The sequence below is a fragment of the Stenotrophomonas sp. YJH_SMC_122 genome (genome assembly GCF_059369535.1).
In genome coordinates, this window is the sequence record NZ_JCAFST010000007.1 from 80,504 (window position 1) to 97,138 (window position 16,635).

General features: G+C 64.6%; 23 protein-coding genes. 15 read left to right on the forward strand and 8 right to left on the reverse strand.

Going from position 1 to position 16,635, the window contains the following annotated elements:
- Positions 1-5 precede the first annotated feature (5 nt).
- The 9 genes from AC5P66_RS11305 (at position 6) to AC5P66_RS11345 (ending at position 7,352) form a co-directional block, all read left to right on the forward strand.
- Positions 6-473 (forward strand): hypothetical protein, encoded by a 468-nt coding sequence (locus tag AC5P66_RS11305; RefSeq protein WP_495216334.1) that lies wholly within the window; start codon positions 6-8, stop codon positions 471-473.
- A gap of 3 nt (positions 474-476) precedes the next feature.
- Positions 477-605 carry a hypothetical protein gene (locus AC5P66_RS11310; RefSeq protein WP_495216335.1) on the forward strand — a complete coding sequence of 43 codons (129 nt, stop codon included), beginning with the start codon at positions 477-479 and terminating at the stop codon, positions 603-605.
- Between the two features lie 408 nt (positions 606-1,013).
- Positions 1,014-1,481 carry a hypothetical protein gene (locus AC5P66_RS11315; RefSeq protein WP_258390919.1) on the forward strand — a complete coding sequence of 156 codons (468 nt, stop codon included), beginning with the start codon at positions 1,014-1,016 and terminating at the stop codon, positions 1,479-1,481.
- Between the two features lie 9 nt (positions 1,482-1,490).
- On the forward strand, positions 1,491-2,429 hold the full coding sequence (locus tag AC5P66_RS11320; RefSeq protein WP_111097003.1) for an XVIPCD domain-containing protein: 939 nt from the start codon (positions 1,491-1,493) through the stop codon (positions 2,427-2,429).
- Between the two features lie 133 nt (positions 2,430-2,562).
- Complete coding sequence (locus AC5P66_RS11325; protein ID WP_111097002.1) at positions 2,563-3,489, forward strand: XVIPCD domain-containing protein; 927 nt, start codon at positions 2,563-2,565, stop codon at positions 3,487-3,489.
- Positions 3,486-4,121, forward strand: a complete 636-nt coding sequence (locus AC5P66_RS11330) for a hypothetical protein (protein WP_111097001.1) — start codon at positions 3,486-3,488, stop codon at positions 4,119-4,121. The genes AC5P66_RS11325 and AC5P66_RS11330 overlap by 4 nt, the downstream gene beginning before the upstream one ends.
- 180 nt (positions 4,122-4,301) lie before the next feature.
- Positions 4,302-5,135 (forward strand): XVIPCD domain-containing protein, encoded by an 834-nt coding sequence (locus AC5P66_RS11335; RefSeq protein ID WP_258390918.1) that lies wholly within the window; start codon positions 4,302-4,304, stop codon positions 5,133-5,135.
- Positions 5,136-5,321: 186 nt separating this feature from the next.
- Complete coding sequence (locus tag AC5P66_RS11340) at positions 5,322-6,467, forward strand: YncE family protein (RefSeq protein ID WP_111097139.1); 1,146 nt, start codon at positions 5,322-5,324, stop codon at positions 6,465-6,467.
- 12 nt (positions 6,468-6,479) lie between these two features.
- On the forward strand, positions 6,480-7,352 hold the full coding sequence (locus AC5P66_RS11345; RefSeq protein WP_146256750.1) for a hypothetical protein: 873 nt from the start codon (positions 6,480-6,482) through the stop codon (positions 7,350-7,352).
- 26 nt (positions 7,353-7,378) lie between these two features.
- Here the strand turns inward: AC5P66_RS11345 and AC5P66_RS11350 are convergent, their stop codons facing one another.
- Together AC5P66_RS11350 and AC5P66_RS11355 are read right to left on the reverse strand one after the other, a co-directional pair.
- Complete coding sequence (locus AC5P66_RS11350) at positions 7,379-7,771, reverse strand: XVIPCD domain-containing protein (RefSeq protein WP_111097140.1); 393 nt, start codon at positions 7,769-7,771, stop codon at positions 7,379-7,381.
- A gap of 75 nt (positions 7,772-7,846) precedes the next feature.
- Positions 7,847-8,326: a nuclear transport factor 2 family protein gene (locus AC5P66_RS11355; protein ID WP_111097141.1), complete on the reverse strand. Its 480-nt coding sequence runs from the start codon at positions 8,324-8,326 to the stop codon at positions 7,847-7,849.
- 227 nt (positions 8,327-8,553) lie between these two features.
- Here AC5P66_RS11355 and AC5P66_RS11360 point away from each other — a divergent pair, with 227 nt between their 5' ends.
- Entirely contained in the window at positions 8,554-9,366 is an 813-nt protein-coding gene (locus tag AC5P66_RS11360) for an alpha/beta fold hydrolase (protein ID WP_099495374.1), read from the forward strand.
- Positions 9,367-9,375: 9 nt separating this feature from the next.
- On the forward strand, positions 9,376-9,549 hold the full coding sequence (locus tag AC5P66_RS11365) for a hypothetical protein (RefSeq protein WP_005415066.1): 174 nt from the start codon (positions 9,376-9,378) through the stop codon (positions 9,547-9,549).
- 110 nt (positions 9,550-9,659) lie between these two features.
- Here the strand turns inward: AC5P66_RS11365 and AC5P66_RS11370 are convergent, their stop codons facing one another.
- On the reverse strand, positions 9,660-10,340 hold the full coding sequence (locus AC5P66_RS11370) for a hypothetical protein (protein ID WP_099495380.1): 681 nt from the start codon (positions 10,338-10,340) through the stop codon (positions 9,660-9,662).
- Positions 10,341-10,478: 138 nt separating this feature from the next.
- Here AC5P66_RS11370 and AC5P66_RS11375 point away from each other — a divergent pair, with 138 nt between their 5' ends.
- Positions 10,479-11,123 (forward strand): hypothetical protein, encoded by a 645-nt coding sequence (locus AC5P66_RS11375; RefSeq protein WP_099495375.1) that lies wholly within the window; start codon positions 10,479-10,481, stop codon positions 11,121-11,123.
- Positions 11,124-11,187: 64 nt separating this feature from the next.
- Positions 11,188-12,156: a polysaccharide deacetylase family protein gene (locus tag AC5P66_RS11380; protein ID WP_099495376.1), complete on the forward strand. Its 969-nt coding sequence runs from the start codon at positions 11,188-11,190 to the stop codon at positions 12,154-12,156.
- Between the two features lie 3 nt (positions 12,157-12,159).
- On the opposite strand, the gene AC5P66_RS11385 is transcribed toward AC5P66_RS11380, so the two are convergent.
- The 3 genes from AC5P66_RS11385 to AC5P66_RS11395 form a co-directional block, all read right to left on the reverse strand.
- On the reverse strand, positions 12,160-13,002 hold the full coding sequence (locus AC5P66_RS11385) for a class I SAM-dependent methyltransferase (protein WP_099591125.1): 843 nt from the start codon (positions 13,000-13,002) through the stop codon (positions 12,160-12,162).
- A gap of 184 nt (positions 13,003-13,186) precedes the next feature.
- On the reverse strand, positions 13,187-13,861 hold the full coding sequence (locus AC5P66_RS11390; protein ID WP_143566455.1) for a hypothetical protein: 675 nt from the start codon (positions 13,859-13,861) through the stop codon (positions 13,187-13,189).
- A gap of 127 nt (positions 13,862-13,988) precedes the next feature.
- The gene (locus tag AC5P66_RS11395) at positions 13,989-14,405 is read right to left on the reverse strand and encodes a hypothetical protein (RefSeq protein WP_099495202.1); all 417 of its coding nucleotides are present in this window, start codon (positions 14,403-14,405) and stop codon (positions 13,989-13,991) included.
- A gap of 90 nt (positions 14,406-14,495) precedes the next feature.
- Here AC5P66_RS11395 and AC5P66_RS11400 point away from each other — a divergent pair, with 90 nt between their 5' ends.
- A complete protein-coding gene (locus AC5P66_RS11400; RefSeq protein ID WP_005415073.1) occupies positions 14,496-14,780 on the forward strand; it encodes a hypothetical protein in 285 nt (94 codons plus the stop codon).
- Positions 14,781-14,866: 86 nt separating this feature from the next.
- Here the strand turns inward: AC5P66_RS11400 and dmeF are convergent, their stop codons facing one another.
- Entirely contained in the window at positions 14,867-15,829 is a 963-nt protein-coding gene (dmeF, locus tag AC5P66_RS11405; RefSeq protein ID WP_049417304.1) for a CDF family Co(II)/Ni(II) efflux transporter DmeF, read from the reverse strand.
- A gap of 50 nt (positions 15,830-15,879) precedes the next feature.
- Between dmeF and AC5P66_RS11410 the strand changes: the two genes are divergently transcribed.
- Positions 15,880-16,164, forward strand: a complete 285-nt coding sequence (locus tag AC5P66_RS11410) for a metal-sensing transcriptional repressor (protein WP_049417302.1) — start codon at positions 15,880-15,882, stop codon at positions 16,162-16,164.
- 76 nt (positions 16,165-16,240) lie between these two features.
- Here AC5P66_RS11410 and AC5P66_RS11415 read toward each other — a convergent pair whose 3' ends face one another.
- Positions 16,241-16,612: a MerC domain-containing protein gene (locus AC5P66_RS11415; protein WP_014645760.1), complete on the reverse strand. Its 372-nt coding sequence runs from the start codon at positions 16,610-16,612 to the stop codon at positions 16,241-16,243.
- Positions 16,613-16,635 lie beyond the last annotated feature (23 nt).

Below are 16,635 nucleotides of genomic sequence, written 5' to 3' on the forward strand. Positions count from 1 at the left end.
CATGGATGGTACTGCTGCCCCTGCTTATGGGCGGCTGTGGTACGCAGGCACCCCAGATGTATGGCGATGGTTTCCCCGTCGCCAAACCGATGGACCTGGTCCATGCAGGTGCGACGGTAGAGGCGCGTTTCGAACTGCCGCCGCCTTGGGAGAAGGATCCCAAACCTCGCACGTTCCTGATCGGCTTCCGTACCGGTGGGCCTGCCAAGCGCCCGGACATGAAGCCGGGCGATGTCGCCTTCCTTGAAGACGCCCGGATTCCCCTGAAGGTGCAGCTGTGGAAGCTGGAGAGCGACTCCGAAACGCCTATAGCACTACAGGTATTGAATCGCGATCTGCCTTCTGTCTGGCAGGGCAGCCGCTATCAACCGTCCAAGGGCGACGTGTACGAGTACAGGAGCGCCGTCGGCGCGGATTCGAACAGTCTGGTCAATGCAGGAAAGTACGACATGTCCCTGGCCGACAGGGAGTAAGAGGTGGCCCGTGCTGATTCCGGGAATCTGACGGCCGGGAAGTACCGGCTGAAGGTGACCAACCTGCAGGGCAATCCAGACGTTGCGCATCTCAACTTCGAGCTTCTCGTCGCCAACTACAACGTGAAATAGGACTTGGACAGTCAACAGCCTCAACGATTGGGTGTTTCATAGGCTGCGCTGGGACAAGCACGCATTGGGTCGTCAATGCCTCGTGCTCTGCAGCCCATGGCGACTAATCAGCCGCTGTCCAATTTGCAGCTCTCCCGTTCTGTGGTGGCAGTCGTCATGGATTGCTTCCAGGCCTGCGTGTATAAGAAGGTCTGGTGAGAAAACACCTATCAATCAAAGTTGAAGCGAGGACGGACGATGCTGCGACTGGGACGACGGATGCTGGGGGCAGGCGCATGCTTGGCCTTACTACTGCTAAGCGCTTGCCAGGCTCAGACAGCACCGCCGCGATCTGAGCCTTCTTCCGGTGCTGCGCAGAACAATGTGCCGCTTGTCAGGCCGCTTACGTTGACGTCAATGGCCGAGCCCATGGTTGTAGAGTTCAATCTTGAGCCGCCCGGTAGAAACGCCGCGCCAACACTCCTGGTTGCCGTCCGCGTAAGTGGGGAGGATGGCGCAGCAGCGCTTGAGCGGGCCTTGATGATTCGACGCGCTGGTCTGCCTGCACGCGTGCACCTCACTCGGCTCGGGGAAATGGGTGAGGCAAATGCTCCACTCGTGCGTGTTGAGCAGCAGCCAGGAACGGCCGCCACTCTTGTGCCGATCAACGCTGATGGGCAAGTTTCAACGGTGTGGCTCGATGACGTGGACGACACTTCACTTGAGGCGGCGGGGCTGTCCAGTCTGCAAGGGCACTACAAGCAGTTGGCGATGGCGTGGGGCCAGAATCTCTCTCCAGGCCGCTATCGCCTGAGTGTGGAGTTACTTGACCCCTCACCGCGCCTTGCGCCAATCCCGGCAGAATTGCTGGTCGCCTACAAGCACAAGTCAAAATAGGAGCGCTTCATGGACGAACGATATCGCGTGACAATCTACGTTGCGGCGCCAGGAACCCCGCTGTTGGGGGGCGGAACGTCTGCCGCGGGTCACGTCTACTACACGGTGGGCGATGGCCGTGAGAGCATCAGCTATGGCTTTGCGCCGAAGGAGCACGGGGCAACGACCGGTCCCGGCAAGGTTTATGACTCCGACGCGGGTGATTACCAGAATCCCTTTTACCAGCGAACGCTCGAAATCTCGAAAGATCAGTACGAAAAGCTCAAAGAATTTGGTGATGCGCCGGACAAGCACGGGTTCAATACGGAGTATCACGGGCTCAACAATAGTTGTATCGATTTCACTTGGGGTGCGTTGAACCACGCGGGACTTCATCGCACCAATGCGCTTTTCATGCAGGACAAGGATTTCCAAGGCGGCCTCAAGCCTCTCACCAACATCGAGTACATCCGTAGTATCCGGGCGCCTTTTCCGGACAGCGCGTTGAATACCGAGCACTACAACAAAATGCCGGAGAGAACGCTGTTCCAGCGAATCATCAGCGATGAGCAACTGCCGCGGGGGGACAGGGATATGCTCGACTCCATCCGCAAGGGAGTGGCGGGTATCGATGAGGGGCATGGCCGTTCCTACGATGCGACCAGCGAGAGGATCTCAGTGGGGTTGTTGGCCACGGCCAAGGAGAGCGGGCTGGAGCGCGTTGATCATGTGGTATTGGGCAATGCGCCAAGCGATGGTTCGGCGCAGCGACTGTTCGTTGTGCAGGGGGAGCTCAACGATCCGGCCCACGTGCGGGCGTCGATGGCGGCGGAGGAGGCCGCGCGAACGCCAGTGGAGCAGTCCTTTGCGAAGGTCGAGCAGATTTCGAAAGCCCAGCAGGAGCGCGCCTCGTTGGCGCCGCAGGAGCTGGCCATGGAACAAACCCGGGCGCCGCTGCAGATGGGCTGACTTCCAGCGACTGCACGGCAGATCACAGTTTCGAGCGCCTCGGCCTCGAAACTGCTTTCACCTCCACCTGCCCCCCATCCCACCTATGCCATCATCCGCCCAGGACCGCAGTACCCATCAAGGCTGAACAGGCATGGAGCAGGCAACACGCTACACCGCAACCCTTTATCTGGCCGCGCCCGGCACCCCGCTGAAAAGTGGGGGCATCTCGCCGCGCGGCCACATGTACCTGCAGGTCGCTGCGGGCGACGAGGCCCACAGCTATGGCTTCGCGCCACCGTGCCACGCGCCGGGCGAAACCCGCACCGGCGTGCAGTACGCACAGGTGCGCCACGACGATGCCGACGAGCACCTGGACCCGTACTACAGCCGCACCCTGGAAATCACCGAGGAGCACTACGGCTGCCTGCGCGACTTCGCCGAGGAACCGGCCGAGTTCGAATTCGACGTTGATCGCCCGGCCACCATCAATCGCTGCAGCGATTTCGTCTGGGCGGCCCTGCACTACGCTGGCCTGCATCCGCTGCCGGCGACGCTGGATGGCGGCAGCAATCTGGGCGAGTTCGCGGTGCTGTTCAACCTGCCGGAGATCCAGTGCATCGCCGCGCCGTTCCCGGGCAGCGACCTGAATGCCGAAACCCACAACGCGATGCCCGAGCACGAGGCCGAGCACCATCGCCAGGGTGACCGCGCCAGCGACGAGCCGCCGCCGACGCCGATTGAAGTGGCCGGCACGCTGCTGGACCCTTCGCACCCAGACCATCGCCTGTTCTCGCAGCTGATCCAGAAGGTGGCGGAGCTGGACGCCGCGCACGGCCGCCCGTTCGATGCAGCCAGCCAGCGCATCAGCGCCAGCCTGCTGGTGCTGGCCAAGCAGAACAATCTCTCGCGCGTGGACCACGTGCTGCTCAGCCGGCCGACCCAGAACAGCCATGCCGCCGAAAGCATCTTCATCGTGCAGGGCGACCGCAACGACCCGGGGCACCGCCGCGCCAGCATCGCCACCGAGGTGGCGGCCAAGACCGATGTGGCCGATTCGCTGCGGTTGAAGGAGCAATGACGCGGCCACTGCGGCGGGGGCTGGTGGTACTGGCGGTGCTGGGCGCGCTGACGGCATGCCGTGCGTCACCAGCGCCTGAGGTTGCGCCGTCCCTGCTGACGCGCGCACAGGCCGAGGCCCGCACGGTTGTGCCGCTCACGCGGGCCGTGCAGTTGCAGAAGGCCGGTCGGATTGCCGAGGTCACGTTTGATTTGCCGGCGCCCCAGAAGCCGGCCATTCCGATCCTGAACATCGGGTTGCGGCTGCAGGATACCGATGGGCGCTCGTTGCTGGACGCGTGGGAGAAGATCAGGCTGGGAAAGCCACCCACGCGATTGCGCCTGGAGCGGATTGATGGCGGCGCACTTGGTCCTGTACAGCTATGGCAGAGCACTCCTGACGGGCGCGACTCACAGAGAATTCCAGAAGATGAGGTTGTGCGATATCTGGCTGATACAAGCTTGGATGACAACGCACTGATCGAGGCCGGTTTGCACTCGGATGAGATGCTGTATCAGGTGCTTCAGTTCGCGCAGGTCGGTTGGCTGGAGCCGGGCCGGTATCGGTTGACTGTCGACCTGATGGAGGACCGCCCGCAGTTGGAAGGGCTCCAAGCCGAACTGATTGTTGGATATCAATCGCTAGGGAAGTAAGACATGAGCAAGGAAGCAGAGCGCTATACGGTCACGATTCATCTCGCCGCACCGGGCACGCCGAGAGTCGATGTGGGCGACGCGGGCCAGAAGAGATTGTTGGATCCGTCATTTGCCGGGCACATGTTTCTTTCGCTGGCGCGATCAAATGACCCGGTACCCGTGAGCAGGGGATTCACGATGGGGAACGACCGTGCGAATCCCTCGCTGGGCAAAGTCGATGACACGGATCTGCGGGTCTACGACAAGCCCCGCTTCGAGCGCACGATCGAGATCAGCAAGGAGCAGTACGACCGCATCCTCGAGTTCTCGGCGAACCCGAAGAAGCACGGCTTCGACATGGAGTACGACTTCTTCTCCAACGCGTGCACCGATTTCGCATGGGGTGCCCTGAACCACGCTGGGCTGCGCCCGGTCGGGCTGGCCGGGGAGATCAGCAACTACGAGGGCGCTACCAGGGTCCTGGACAACATCCGCGCGGTCAACGCCATTCCGCAGCAGGTGAAGGGCAGCGAGCTGGACAAGGTGCAGTGGAACCCGATGCCGAAGCAGACCTTCCGCGAGTGGATGTTCACCGAGAACGGCGAGCAGTGGCGCGGCAACAGCACCCTCGCGGCAAGCGGCACGCCCGCAGACCCGGCGCACGACGATCATGCCCGCCTCAACCAGATCCACCAGCAGGTGGCCGACCTCGGCGCTTTCGGGGCGCGCAACGGCAATGTCAGTGCCAGCCTGCTCGCGCTGTCGAAGGAGCAGCAGTTCTCGCGCGTGGACGAAGTGGTGCTGGGCGAGCAGCGCGGTGATACCGCACCGAAGCTGTTCATCGTGCAGGGGGACCGCAGTGACCCGGCACACCAGCGCGCCAGCATGCCGGCGGAGGTGGCTGCGCAGGCACCGGTGGAGGCCTCGTTCGATCGGGTCGCGCAGTTGCAGCAGAATGAGCCGCAGCGAGACGCGCAGCGCCTGCAGGAGGAGCAGCAGCTTCAGCAGAGCCACGGTCCACGGATGGCATAGCGGCGGGCGCAGCATCGAGGTCGAGCGTCGGCCATGCCCGCGCCGGCGCACGCCACGCCCCCCACCTGCTACCATTCCCCCCGCAACCCCAGCCAGCCCACCCCGCGCAGACAGATGCGGGGCGGGCCGTCGAAGTACGGCCCAGCGAGCCAGGACACCTTCCCGTGCCCATTCAAGGACGCTCGCATGTTCCGTACTCCTCTCTTCCGCTCGGCCGCGCTGGCCGTTGCCGTTTCGCTCAGCCTCGGCGTGCCCTCCGCGTTCGCCGACAACGCGCCCGCCGCCAGTGCCACCGCCGCTGTACAGCGCCAGGCCGTGGCCAAGGGCCTGTACGAGCTGGCCTACAGCCCGAAGCAGAACGCCGTGTTCGTGGCCTCCTCTGGCGGTTTCGGCGATGACGCCGGCCCGGCCCAGGTGCTGCGCCTGAACCCGGCCACGCTGGCGGTGGAAACCCGCATCCCGCTGGAGCGCAAAGCCTTCGGCGTGGTGCTGGATGACGCCCACAACCGCCTGTACGTGGGCAACACCGTGGACCTGTCGGTGACCGTGGTCGACACCGCGCAGAACAAGGCCGTCGGCACCATCCAGCTGATGGAGAAGAAGACCGGCAAGGACGGCAAGGCCGCCTACACCCATGACCTGCGCGAGCTGGTGGTCGACAGCGCGGCCAACCGCCTGTACGTGACCGGCCACAGCAGCCAGCCGGACGTGAGCAGCGTGCTGTTCGTGATCGATACGAACACGCTGAAGGTGATCAACACCATCGACGGCCTGGGCAATGCCAAGGCGCCGGGCCTGGCACTGGATGCGGCCAACAAGCGCGTCTACACCAGCAACCTGCTGGCCGACCTGGTGGTGGTGGGTACCGATTCGAACAAGGTGGTGGCGCAGCACAGGATCGCCGCCGAGCAGCCGATGAACATCGCGCTGGACCCGGCGGGCAAGCGCCTGTTCGTGACCGACCAGGGCTCGGAATTCCTGCGTGGCTACCAGGCCAAGAGCAGCGGCCTGGTCAGCAAGCATCCGGGCCAGCGCGTACTGGTGCTCGACCGCAGCACCGGCAAGGAACTGGCCAGCATCCCGACCGATGCCGGCCCGCTGGGCATCCTGCTGGATGCACCGCGCAAGCGCCTGTACGTGACCAACCGCGAAGCCGGTACGGTGACCGCATACAACAGTGACAGCTACCAGAAGGTGGCCACCTACACGGTGCCGACCCACCCGAACAGCCTGGCGCTGGATGCGAAGAACAACGTGTTGTTCGTGAGCATCAAGAACGGCGAGAAGGATGACAAGGGCGCTGACGAGAGCGTGGCGCGCATCCAGTTGTAAGGAGTCGAACGAGTGACCACTGTGGACTTGATCCACAGTGGTCAACAAATTGATGAACCTGCAGAATGCTGGCCGCTCCTACTGAGTTCGGAAAACATGGAAATTCTTGCGCGCACTGTTGATCGCCTCAGAGCGCTGGATTTGGAGAAAAAATTCTACCTGCTCGGAGTATCACTGCTGGCGGTGTGGATTTTTGAGGTGGTAAGAACCGGGAATCAGTACAGCTGCCAGGCTGCTCTTGTCCTTGGCTATACATTGATGGCGCTGGGGTTGATGACCTGGCTTATCCCAATTTTTCAGGGGGCATGGAGGTATGGCTATGTGCGCAGGCTAATGCTGATGCTGCACTTGGGGGTTATTCTTGGGGCGGCCATGATCGCGCGAAACATCATGACCAGCGCAACCGGTCTTCCGGGGCAGGATTTCGTCATGGCTACCGGAGCACTAGCGCTTCCGCTTTACATATTTGTTTGGCTGACGCTGGCAATGTTGCTTGTAGGCTTGGCGACCGTTGTCTGGCAAATCACGTTGGGATTGGTGGCGCTCGGAGTGCCACTTCTGGCGATGCTGATCCCTTCTGTCGGCCGGCGTGTAAAGAATAGATTGGAAGGGAAGAAGAACATCGCATTGGCACGGCTTCTGGGCGTAGTTGGGTTGTTCGGCGGGCTTCTTGTCTCAAGTCAACAGTTGAGGGATTTTCAACCAGAGCTTGAGTGGGTAGGGCTTTGGATTGCGTACTATGGCGATTATCAAGCAGCCGACAAGTATCCGGGCTTGCCCGCCGACGATCGCACGCTGATGCACGCCAACGGTGTTTACTCTGTGGCGAGACGTCAGCCGGGCGGCGCTATCTCTATTGAGGTCCATTACTGGAAAATGCCGTAAATCGTGAAGATAGCTTCAGAGAAGCATCACCCCATCCGAGGCGCGGGATTCTGCATTTCCTGCGCCTGCGCCTCAACCTGCTGCTGCACACCCAACCCCAACTTCTGCATCGACTGCTCCACCGGCGTCTGCGCCGCCACCGCGGTCGGCATCATCGCGCGCAGGTGCGCTGGATTGGCCGGGTCGCCCTGCACCACGAAGATGTTGTGTCCGGCCGGGTGCTGGGCCGTGGCGTTGCTGACCAGCACGTGGTCGACCTGTTGCAGGCCCTGCTCGCGGGCGAGCACGGTCAGGCTGGCGGTCAGGCGTTCGCTGGTCTGGTCGAACGCACGGCCATGCTGGGCGTCCAGTGCGGCCACGCCCTGACGGATCTGCTGGTTGAGGCCGTAGTCGGGGTGGTTGGGGGTGATCTCTGCCATGGCGATCGAACGGTAGCGGTGGGTCGGGGTTAACTCTGCCAGTATAGATCCGGCCGGTGAAGGGCGCCGGAAACGTCAGTCCGCCGGCCGATGGTCATAGCTGATCACCCGTTCGGCCAGCCAGTGCCCGCCCACGCGGCGCCAGACCTGGATGAAGCGGGCCTGGCCGGTCCAGCGTTCCACGCCGTCCTTGCCGCGCTCGTAAAAGCGGTGGTCGCCGATTTCGAGCGCCCGCTCATCGTGCAGCGGAAACACCTGCAGCGAAGATTCCACGAGCTCGCGGCGCAGCTGCCAGCCACCCTTGCGCGCGCTGCTGCACAGGCTGGCCACGCTGCGGCGGAAGTCCTCGCGGTTGCTGGCCGATTTGCCATCCTTGTCATGGAAGAATTCCATGTCTTCGGTGGTCATCGCGGCGGCCTTGTCGGCATCGCAGGCCTCGAAGGCGGCGGCGAACAGCTGGGTGTCGGCCTGGCGGACCTGCGCGCGCAGGGTGTCGGCGGGCGCTGGCGCGGCAACGAGGCCGGCGGCCAGCAAGGGCAGGGTGAGCAGCAGCATGGTGAGGCTCCAGGGAGGGTTCACGCAGGCTGGCATGGCGTTTGGGCCGCTGCAGCCGGCTTCCGACGAAACGGCCTCGCCACGGAATGAATGCCCATATTGGCGGCCCTGTTCCAGCCTTGAGGCCGTTGCCTGTGCAGGGGATGTCATGAGCGGCCGGGATTCCCTCACAGCCGCCACAGGTGACGGCCACTAGCCTGAAATCCTCCCCTTCCACAGGAGCGCCCATGCCTGCTTCCCGCATCCGCCTGCACGTTGAAGACACTGGTGGCGACGGCCGCCCGGTCATCCTGATCCACGGCTGGCCGCTGTCTGCCGACGCCTGGAAGACCCAGGTGGCGATCCTGCGCGATGCACAGCACCGCGTGATCAGCTACGACCGGCGCGGTTTCGGCCGCTCCGACAAACCGGCCGACGGCTATGACTACGACACCCTGGCGGCGGACCTGGCGGGGTTGATCGAGGAACGTGACCTGCGCGATGTCACCCTGGTCGGTTTCTCGATGGGCGGTGGCGAGGTAGCGCGCTACGTGGCCAACCACGGCCAGGATCGCCTGCACAGTGTGGTGTTCGCTGCGGCGGTGCCGCCGTTCCTGCTGCGCAGTGACGACAACCCGGAGGGGCCGCTGCCCCAGGCCAAGGCCGATGAAATGCGCAGCGGATTGGAGAAGGACCGCGAGGCGTTCTTCGACGGCTTCACCCGCGACTTCTTCAGCGCCAATGGCCAGCTGATGGTGACCGAAGAAACGCGCCAGGCGGCCATCGCGCTGTGCCATCAATCCGACCAGACGGCGGCACTGGGCTGCATGAAGGCGTTCGCCACGACCGATTTCCGGGATGACTTGAAAAAGATCACGGTGCCGACCTTGATCCTGCACGGCGACAGTGACGCCATCGTGCCGTTCGAGGGCTCCGGCCAGCGTACCCACAAGGCCATCAAGGGCAGCGAAGTGGTGATCCTGGAAGGCGCGCCACATGGCTGCAACACCAGCCACGCCGACCGCTTCAATCTGGCCCTGCTGAACTTCCTGAAGCGCTAAGCTGCGGCCATGCGCCAGACCAGAACCCCCCCGTGGAAGAAGCCCAACCCCAAGGGCCAGACGTCGCAACCGCTGTCGGATGCGCAGAAGGCGGCGGCACGGCAACGTGCCGAGGAGAACGGGCGGCGCTATCCCAACCTGGTCGACAACATGTGGGCGGCGAAGCTGCCGCGAGGGTCGTGATTCAAAGGCTGGGTGTGGGCTTGATGTAGAGCCGAGCCGATGCTCGGCTGGCGCGCGCAGCGCGTGCCGTCCGGGGAAGGGGTAAAGGGCAGCGGAGCATGGGCTCTGCTCTAAGGGCCGGGCAGTGGCTGCCAGCCCGACTCCCTCCACGGCGCAACGTCGCGTTGCTGTACGTCAATGGCCTCGATTGGCAACCCGGCCAGCCGTGCCAGTTCTACACGCAGCATTTCAGCGTCTACCGGTCGCGCGACGGCCACCTGCAGGCGATCACCCTGCAGCCGTACCTGCACGGGTACGACCGCATGGGCTTCATGCTCACCACCGGTGCGACCGATCGGGTAGCGCATCGCCGTGGGCCGCCCCAGCTGTGCGAGCGCGGGTTGCCATGCCTGCAGCACGACGGGCTGTGCGGCCACGGGAACCTGCGCCTCGATGACGATTCCCGGATAACCGATGAGATTGCCCACCATCACCTGGAAGCGTGCGCCATCGGGGATGGCCAGCACGGTGGCGATCAGCGCCATCAGCAAGAGGATGGCCGCGGCGACGTGCCAGCTGCGGGGTGCGGTGGCGGCGCGGGTTGCCATACGCAGGCCCGGCTTCCGCCGCAGCTTGCGCGCGTAGATGCGTCGATCGTTCTTGCGGGGGCTGCTGCTGTGCTCCGGCAGGTTCAACGGGACGCGTGGCATCCGGGCGACGCGCGCATTGATCAGGCGCGCCAGCAGCCACCATGCGAGCACGAACGCCAGCAGTGGCAGCAGCGTTCGTACGATCAGGTACAGCATCACCATCGGGAACATCCTGCTTGGCACACACGGATTCAATCAACCTCGTCATCGTAACGGCGCTGCGTGGTGCGTGTCGCATCCGCCAGCCGACACGTGCGAAGCGCTTGGTTAGGATGGCTCTTTGCTGTCATGGATGAACCGATGAGCGCCGCCACTTCCCGAATCCGCCGCATCTGTGGGCAGGGGCCGATCCTGTTGATGCTCCAGTGGGTCGCGCTGCTGTCTGTGGTACTGGCTGCCGGCTTCTTCCATTACCGCGTGGAGCTGTTGCTGGAGCCGGTGACGGCGGCCTGTGGGGGCCCGGACGCCCAAGCGCGATTGCAGGTTGCCGAACAAGTGATGGCGCGTGCGGGCGCACTGGATGACTGGCAGCCCCTGGGCTGGATTCCATGGGTAGGCGTGGTGCTGGCGTTGCTGGGGGCCATGGCGGTATGCGCAAGCCGTGCCCTGTGGCTGCGCGATCGGCTGCGCACTGCGAACGTGGCGCTTATGGTGCTGCACGGTGGCGCACTGGCTTTGGCCGGATGGGTGCTGCACCTGTACGAGAATGCGTGGAGCAATGTGGCGCTGCTGTCACCCACGGCGTGCCTGGTGGAGCTGGTGTCGGAGGGTGATGTACCGCTGGAGCAGGCGCAGCGCGTGGTGTTCCACATCCTGACGCGGGTGAACGCGCCACTGCTGCGCAATCCGGATGATCTGGCGCTGGTGTTGACGGTGCTGTTGTTGGCCGCAATGGCCGGCGGCGTTGCCCTGTGGCGTGCGATCGCGCGGGCCCGGGCGGGCTGAGCACGCTCGGCGGCGCGCGGCAATCGCGCTACAGTCGATGCCTCGCCACTCCAGGGAAGACCCGATGCGCTTGTTGCTGCGTGCGTTGCCGTTGTTGCTGTGTTCGCTGGCGGTACATGCCGCCGAGGTGGACCGCCGTATCGCGGTGACCATCGATGACCTGCCATGGGCACGACTTGACCAGATTGCGCCGCCGGACCTGCAGGCGCGGCATGAGGCGTTGATGGCCCAGCTGCACCAGGCAGGCGTGCCGGTGGTCGGCTTCGTCAACGAGAACAAGCTTGAGGTGGATGGACAGGTGCAGCCGGCGCGGGTGCAGATGCTGCGCGACTGGCGCGATGCGGGCTATGTGCTGGGCAACCACACCTACTCGCACATGGATCTGAATGCGAAGGGCGTGGCGGCGTTCCAGCAGGATTTCCTGCGCGGCGAGACGGTGCTGCGGCCGCTGCTGGCTGAGCAGGGGCAGGCGCCGCAGTGGATGCGCCACCCCTACCTGCGCGCCGGGCGCACCGCGGATGAGCGCGCGCAGATGGATGCGTTCTTCAAGCAGCATGGCTACCGCGTGGCGCCGGTGACGGTGGACAACGGCGAGTGGGTGTGGGCGTTCGCCTATGCCAACGTGATGAACGAGCAGGCGGACTCGCCCGCGCGCGCGGCGACGTTGGCGCAGCTGCGCAAGGGCTACGTGCCGTACATGCTGAACAAGCTGGATTACTACGAGAAGCAGTCGCAGGCGCTGCTGGGGTACGCGCTGCCGCAGGTGTGGCTGATGCACGCCAATGAGCTCAACGCGGCCACCTTCGCCGAACTGGTCGCGGCCACGAAGCGCCGCGGCTATCGCTTCATTTCGCTGGACGAGGCGATGCGTGACCCGGCCTACGCGCGGGGTGCCGAGGGCTACAACGGCCGCTATGGCCCGAGCTGGCTGCACCGCTGGGCGATGGCGGAGAACAAGCCGAAGGACTTCTACGCCGGCGAACCCGAGGTGCCGGCGTGGGTGATGAAGCTGGCCAAGGTCGATTCGGAGTAAGGCTCAGCGCTTGACGGCCAGCACGCCGTCCAGCGCCAGTTCGGCCTTGAAACCGGCCTTTTCCAGGCGCTTGGCCACTTCACGCGGCACGTCGCGGCCGCTGGTCAGCTTGTTCGGCGCGCCGGTGTAGTGGAACAGGCGGCCGCCCTTGCGGATCACGCGGGCGAGGTGGTCGTAGAACACCTGCGAGTACAGCTCGCCGGCGATGCCGAAGCGCGGCGGGTCGTGCAGGATCGCGTCGACGCTGTTGCTGGCCACCTGTTCGATCTGCTGCGAGACGTCGCCGTGGCTGAACTGCAGGCGGCCGCCGGCGGCAGCCGAGTCTGGATCCGGCGACCACGGGTTGAGCGTGCGCAGCCACATCACATCGGCGTTCTTCTCGAACGAACGGATCTGGCTGACACCGGCTTCCAGCGCACAGGCGGCGAAGTAGCCGAGGCCACCGCAGGTATCGAGGATGACCTTGCCGGCCGGCGCGACCAGCTCGACCTTGCGGCGCGCATCCTCGAACGGCGACAGCTTCGAGGTGGGCAGCATCTTGATGCCGTCGATCTCGAAGGTCGGTGCGCCCCATTCGGTGGGCACCAGCTTGATCAGCGAGCCGCTGTAGCGCGAGATCGGCGCGAAGTCCTCGCCATCCCAGTAGTACAGCGTGCGGTCCTTCAGCTTGCCCGGCCAGGGGTAGGGCTGGCCCCGGAAGTGGAAGCCGTCCGCGTCCAGCGCCACGCTGTCCTGGCTGCGCCCGAGGTCGAGCGAGCCCTGCCAGTCGGCGGCGCCCTTGTCATGGGCACGGCGCAGGGTGTCGGCGCTGTCGCGGGTCAGCAGGGGGCCGGTGTAATGGGGCACGGCGGGTACCGGGGCGGTTCGGGGGAGGGCATGTTACCGCAGCCCCCATGATGGGTTGAAAGAGTGGTTTCTGACCATGGTCGTTGAGAACAACGGTCTGTGAGGCGTGTGCAATCAATCAGTATGACGGGATGCCGCGGCACGGCCTTCAGTGAAAGGCTGAAGGCCGCCTAAGATCAGTTGCCTACTGGGCGAACTGAGTTCCGCGATTGGATGCGCATTGCTTTGGTATGCACACGTCCAGGGAGGTGCTCACGAACCGTGACTCCATTACGGTGCAGACGACGCCAATTCCCTCGCTGAGATAGAAGGGGGATGAGTAATGACGTGTATCGCTAAGGTAGCATCTGCCGTTGTCAACACCAATCTTAGCTGTTCGGGCTCCGGCGACGGAGCTCTCTGCGTTCATCTGGCCTGTTGAGTAATAGGAAACACCCACAGGCACACGTCCATTCGGCGCAGTTGCCGTAACCCAGTCAATACTCTTCGAATTCAATTTTGAGGTTGGATTACCAGGTGTGTTTTCACGAGTGCATGCCCAGCCTGCTGCAGGCCCTTCAATCGTCCCTTCGCCTTGAGATGGTTCCATATCCATGGAAGCGCAGAAGGCTTGATGATAGAGCTTGGTCGCCTCCGGCTGGTCGCTGTATCGATAGATCAGGCGTCCAAATCCATCCGGCTTGAGATGCTGATCAACTGGAATCTGCCCGCCGTCGAAGTCCGGCCAAGTTGTACGGCGAACAATGATGATCTCCCCCTTGGTGCCGAGCTCCGTTTTGTCGACACTCAATGGTGTTTCTGCGAATGCAGGCGAGGCCGTGGCGATTGCCAGACACAGGATCAGCGTGCGATTGCTCATCTGCGAGTCTCCGTTCTACGGTTGCGGAGACATCAGGCTCAAACATATTCATGTTTCAGATTGTGACCTGCGCTGTGCTTGACCACATTTCAAACTTTTCTCACTAGTTTGAATGTTGATCCATTGCCTAATCGCACTTCACCGCATACACCGGCCCAGCCCCGATCAGCATCAGCGCCATGTAGTCGCTGTCGCCGGCCTTGCCCTTCAGCGTCGCGCCCTTGTTGAAGTGGAAGATGCCGAAGCCGCCGGACATGCGGATCAGGGCACTGTCGATCTGCTCGGCGCCGTCGCGGAAGTAACGGCCGATCTCGCTGCGGGTGGCCTTGTGCAGGGCATTGGGTTCGCGCTGCCACTGCGCGCCACGGCTGAAGGAAACGAAGTACTGGCCGCCTTCCTTGTCGATGCGGAAGTCGGCGGGCTTGCGCGCGCCTGTGGCGAAGCAGCCCTGTAATGGGTCGGCGGAGAAGGGAAGCCGTGCATCGTCGCCGCAGGCAGTGAGCAGCAGGAGGGCACCGGGCAGCAGCAGGCGGAGCGCGCGCATGGGATGTCCCTACAGGGCAGGTGCGGCTAGTGTAGGCAGCACGCGGGCGTGGCCCGTACAGAAATTCGGCAAGGACACAGGGGTTTTCGGATGGCGCAGGGCAAGGCACCGTGGTGTGGCGTGGCCAGTTGGCTGGGTATTGCAGTGGGGTGGGGGGCAGGCACCGTGGCGGCACAGGCGGCGGTCGCCGCGGGTGGCAATGGCATGGCCGCAGGGCTGGGCGTGGGCGTGCTGGGTGCGGCGCTGGTGGGGGGCGGCCTGGCCGTGGCCTCGCGCGTGCGCGGTGAGCGCTGGCCGTGGATCGGCATCGGCGGTGCAGTGCTGAGTGCGCTGCCGCTGCTGATGTACCTGTTGCGGATGATGCTGAAGCTCTAGCGGTAGTGCCGGCCGCTGGCCGGCAACTGCAGATCGCGTGCGGTGTTCATGGGGTTGCCGGCCAGCGGCCGGCACTACCGGATGTCTCACGCGCTGCGGTGGATCTCCACCGTTACGTGCACCAGCTCTTCATGGATCGCCAGCGCGCTGCGCACGGTATCGGCATCCAGCGTGGCGTCGCTGGTGACCACGCTGGCGCTGACCGCGTACTTGCCGCGACCCACCTGCCAGACGTGCAGGTCGGCCAGGCGTGCCGGCCACGGGCCCTGTTCGATCACCTCGCGTACTTCGGCCACCACTGGCGCGTCCATCTGCGCGTCGAGCAGGATGCGGCCGCTGTCGCGCAGCAGGCCGATCGCCCACACCGTGACCAGCACGGCGCCGACCAGGCCCATCACCGGGTCCAGCCAGGTCAGGCCAAGCAGCTTGCCGCCGAGCAGGGCGACGATGGCCAGCACCGAGGTGGCGGCGTCGGCCAGCACGTGGACGTAGGCCGAGCGCAGGTTGAGGTCGTGACCGTGCGCATGCCCGTGGTCGTGGTGGTCGTGGCCATGCCCGTGGTCATGGCCATGGTGATGATGCGCGTGGCCCGGGCTGTCGTGCAGCCACCAGGCACACAGCAGGTTCACGCCCAGCCCGACCGCGGCGATGGCGATGGCTTCGTTGTAGTGGATCGGCGCTGGTACCCACAGCCGCTCCAGCGATTGCACCGCCATCAGCGCGGCGACGCCAAGCAGGGCGATGGCGCTGGTATAGCCGGCCAGGATCTCGATCTTCCAGGTGCCGAAAGCGAAGCGCGGGTCGTGCGCGTAGCGGCGCGCGCAGCGGTAGGCGAACACTGCCAGGCCCAACGCGAGTGCGTGCGAACTCATGTGCCAGCCGTCGGCGAGCACGGCCATGGAGTTGAACCACCAGCCGCCGACAATTTCCACCAGCATCATGCTGACGGTGAGCCACAGGGCGCGGCGGGTATTGCGTTCGGCCAGCGGGTTGCCGTCGTCGAAGCGGTGTTCGTGGCGACGGGCGGCGGCGAGGGCGTCCAGGTGCATGGGAAGACCAGAGGGTGGAAGGATACCCTCATAGGGTATACGATGCGCCCATGGCCCATGTACACAGGAATCGAAAGCAGCTGCTGACCCGGGTGCGCCGGATCGGCGGCCAGGTGGCGGCGTTGGAGCAGGCGCTGGACAGGCCGGAGGGTGAGGCCGGCGACTGTGCGGACGTGCTGGTGCAGGTTGCTGCGGTGCGCGGCGCCGCCCACAGCCTGCTGATGGAGCTGCTGCACGAGCATCTGCAGGAACATGTGGTCGGCGCCGAAGACCCGCAGCAGCGGGCGGCCGAGGCCGAAGTGCTGGTCGAACTGCTGCGCCGCTACGGCAAATGACCGGGTAGTGCCGGCCGCTGGCCGGCAACCGCAGGTTGCCTTCCCCGTTCGTGAAGTTGCCGGCCAGCGACCGGCATTACCCGTGCCGGTGCCGCGCGTTCCAGATGTGCGTGGCGGCCAGCAACAGGCTGCCGGTGACGGTCATCGGTGTTTCCCAGTCGTGCGAGGGCAACGCCAGCGCGCCGGCCAGCAGCAGGCCGAGCCCGGCGCCGGCGGTGGCCCAGGCCAGCACCGGCAACGGATGGCGGCGCTCGGCCCGCCATAGTGCATACCCGGTCAGCGGCAGGGCGATGGCCACGAACAGCAGATGCACCCATTCCGCTTCGGCCCACGTGCCGAACAGCGGCAGCGCGGCGGCCAGCAGGGGCAGCGCCAGGCAGTGCAGCAGGCACAGGCTGGACAGGGCGACCGCGCCGGCATCAAGCAGGGCGGCAGAAGGCGACTTCATCGGGGGAGGTTCCTTGCGCAGCA

What these genes read in the sequence shown, in the direction of transcription:
- AC5P66_RS11305 (WP_495216334.1), top strand. Translation starts at nt 6, where the DNA reads ATGGTACTGCTGCCCCTGCTTATGGGCGGCTGTGGTACGCAGGCACCC.
- AC5P66_RS11315 (WP_258390919.1), top strand. Translation starts at nt 1,014, where the DNA reads ATGGTTGTAGAGTTCAATCTTGAGCCGCCCGGTAGAAACGCCGCGCCA.
- AC5P66_RS11320 (WP_111097003.1), top strand. Translation starts at nt 1,491, where the DNA reads ATGGACGAACGATATCGCGTGACAATCTACGTTGCGGCGCCAGGAACC.
- AC5P66_RS11325 (WP_111097002.1), top strand. Translation starts at nt 2,563, where the DNA reads ATGGAGCAGGCAACACGCTACACCGCAACCCTTTATCTGGCCGCGCCC.
- AC5P66_RS11330 (WP_111097001.1), top strand. Translation starts at nt 3,486, where the DNA reads ATGACGCGGCCACTGCGGCGGGGGCTGGTGGTACTGGCGGTGCTGGGC.
- AC5P66_RS11335 (WP_258390918.1), top strand. Translation starts at nt 4,302, where the DNA reads ATGGGGAACGACCGTGCGAATCCCTCGCTGGGCAAAGTCGATGACACG.
- AC5P66_RS11340 (WP_111097139.1), top strand. Translation starts at nt 5,322, where the DNA reads ATGTTCCGTACTCCTCTCTTCCGCTCGGCCGCGCTGGCCGTTGCCGTT.
- AC5P66_RS11350 (WP_111097140.1), bottom strand. Translation starts at nt 7,771, where the DNA reads ATGGCAGAGATCACCCCCAACCACCCCGACTACGGCCTCAACCAGCAG.
- AC5P66_RS11355 (WP_111097141.1), bottom strand. Translation starts at nt 8,326, where the DNA reads ATGCTGCTGCTCACCCTGCCCTTGCTGGCCGCCGGCCTCGTTGCCGCG.
- AC5P66_RS11360 (WP_099495374.1), top strand. Translation starts at nt 8,554, where the DNA reads ATGCCTGCTTCCCGCATCCGCCTGCACGTTGAAGACACTGGTGGCGAC.
- AC5P66_RS11365 (WP_005415066.1), top strand. Translation starts at nt 9,376, where the DNA reads ATGCGCCAGACCAGAACCCCCCCGTGGAAGAAGCCCAACCCCAAGGGC.
- AC5P66_RS11370 (WP_099495380.1), bottom strand. Translation starts at nt 10,340, where the DNA reads ATGGTGATGCTGTACCTGATCGTACGAACGCTGCTGCCACTGCTGGCG.
- AC5P66_RS11375 (WP_099495375.1), top strand. Translation starts at nt 10,479, where the DNA reads ATGAGCGCCGCCACTTCCCGAATCCGCCGCATCTGTGGGCAGGGGCCG.
- AC5P66_RS11380 (WP_099495376.1), top strand. Translation starts at nt 11,188, where the DNA reads ATGCGCTTGTTGCTGCGTGCGTTGCCGTTGTTGCTGTGTTCGCTGGCG.
- AC5P66_RS11390 (WP_143566455.1), bottom strand. Translation starts at nt 13,861, where the DNA reads ATGAGCAATCGCACGCTGATCCTGTGTCTGGCAATCGCCACGGCCTCG.
- AC5P66_RS11395 (WP_099495202.1), bottom strand. Translation starts at nt 14,405, where the DNA reads ATGCGCGCGCTCCGCCTGCTGCTGCCCGGTGCCCTCCTGCTGCTCACT.
- AC5P66_RS11400 (WP_005415073.1), top strand. Translation starts at nt 14,496, where the DNA reads ATGGCGCAGGGCAAGGCACCGTGGTGTGGCGTGGCCAGTTGGCTGGGT.
- dmeF (WP_049417304.1), bottom strand. Translation starts at nt 15,829, where the DNA reads ATGCACCTGGACGCCCTCGCCGCCGCCCGTCGCCACGAACACCGCTTC.
- AC5P66_RS11410 (WP_049417302.1), top strand. Translation starts at nt 15,880, where the DNA reads ATGGCCCATGTACACAGGAATCGAAAGCAGCTGCTGACCCGGGTGCGC.
- AC5P66_RS11415 (WP_014645760.1), bottom strand. Translation starts at nt 16,612, where the DNA reads ATGAAGTCGCCTTCTGCCGCCCTGCTTGATGCCGGCGCGGTCGCCCTG.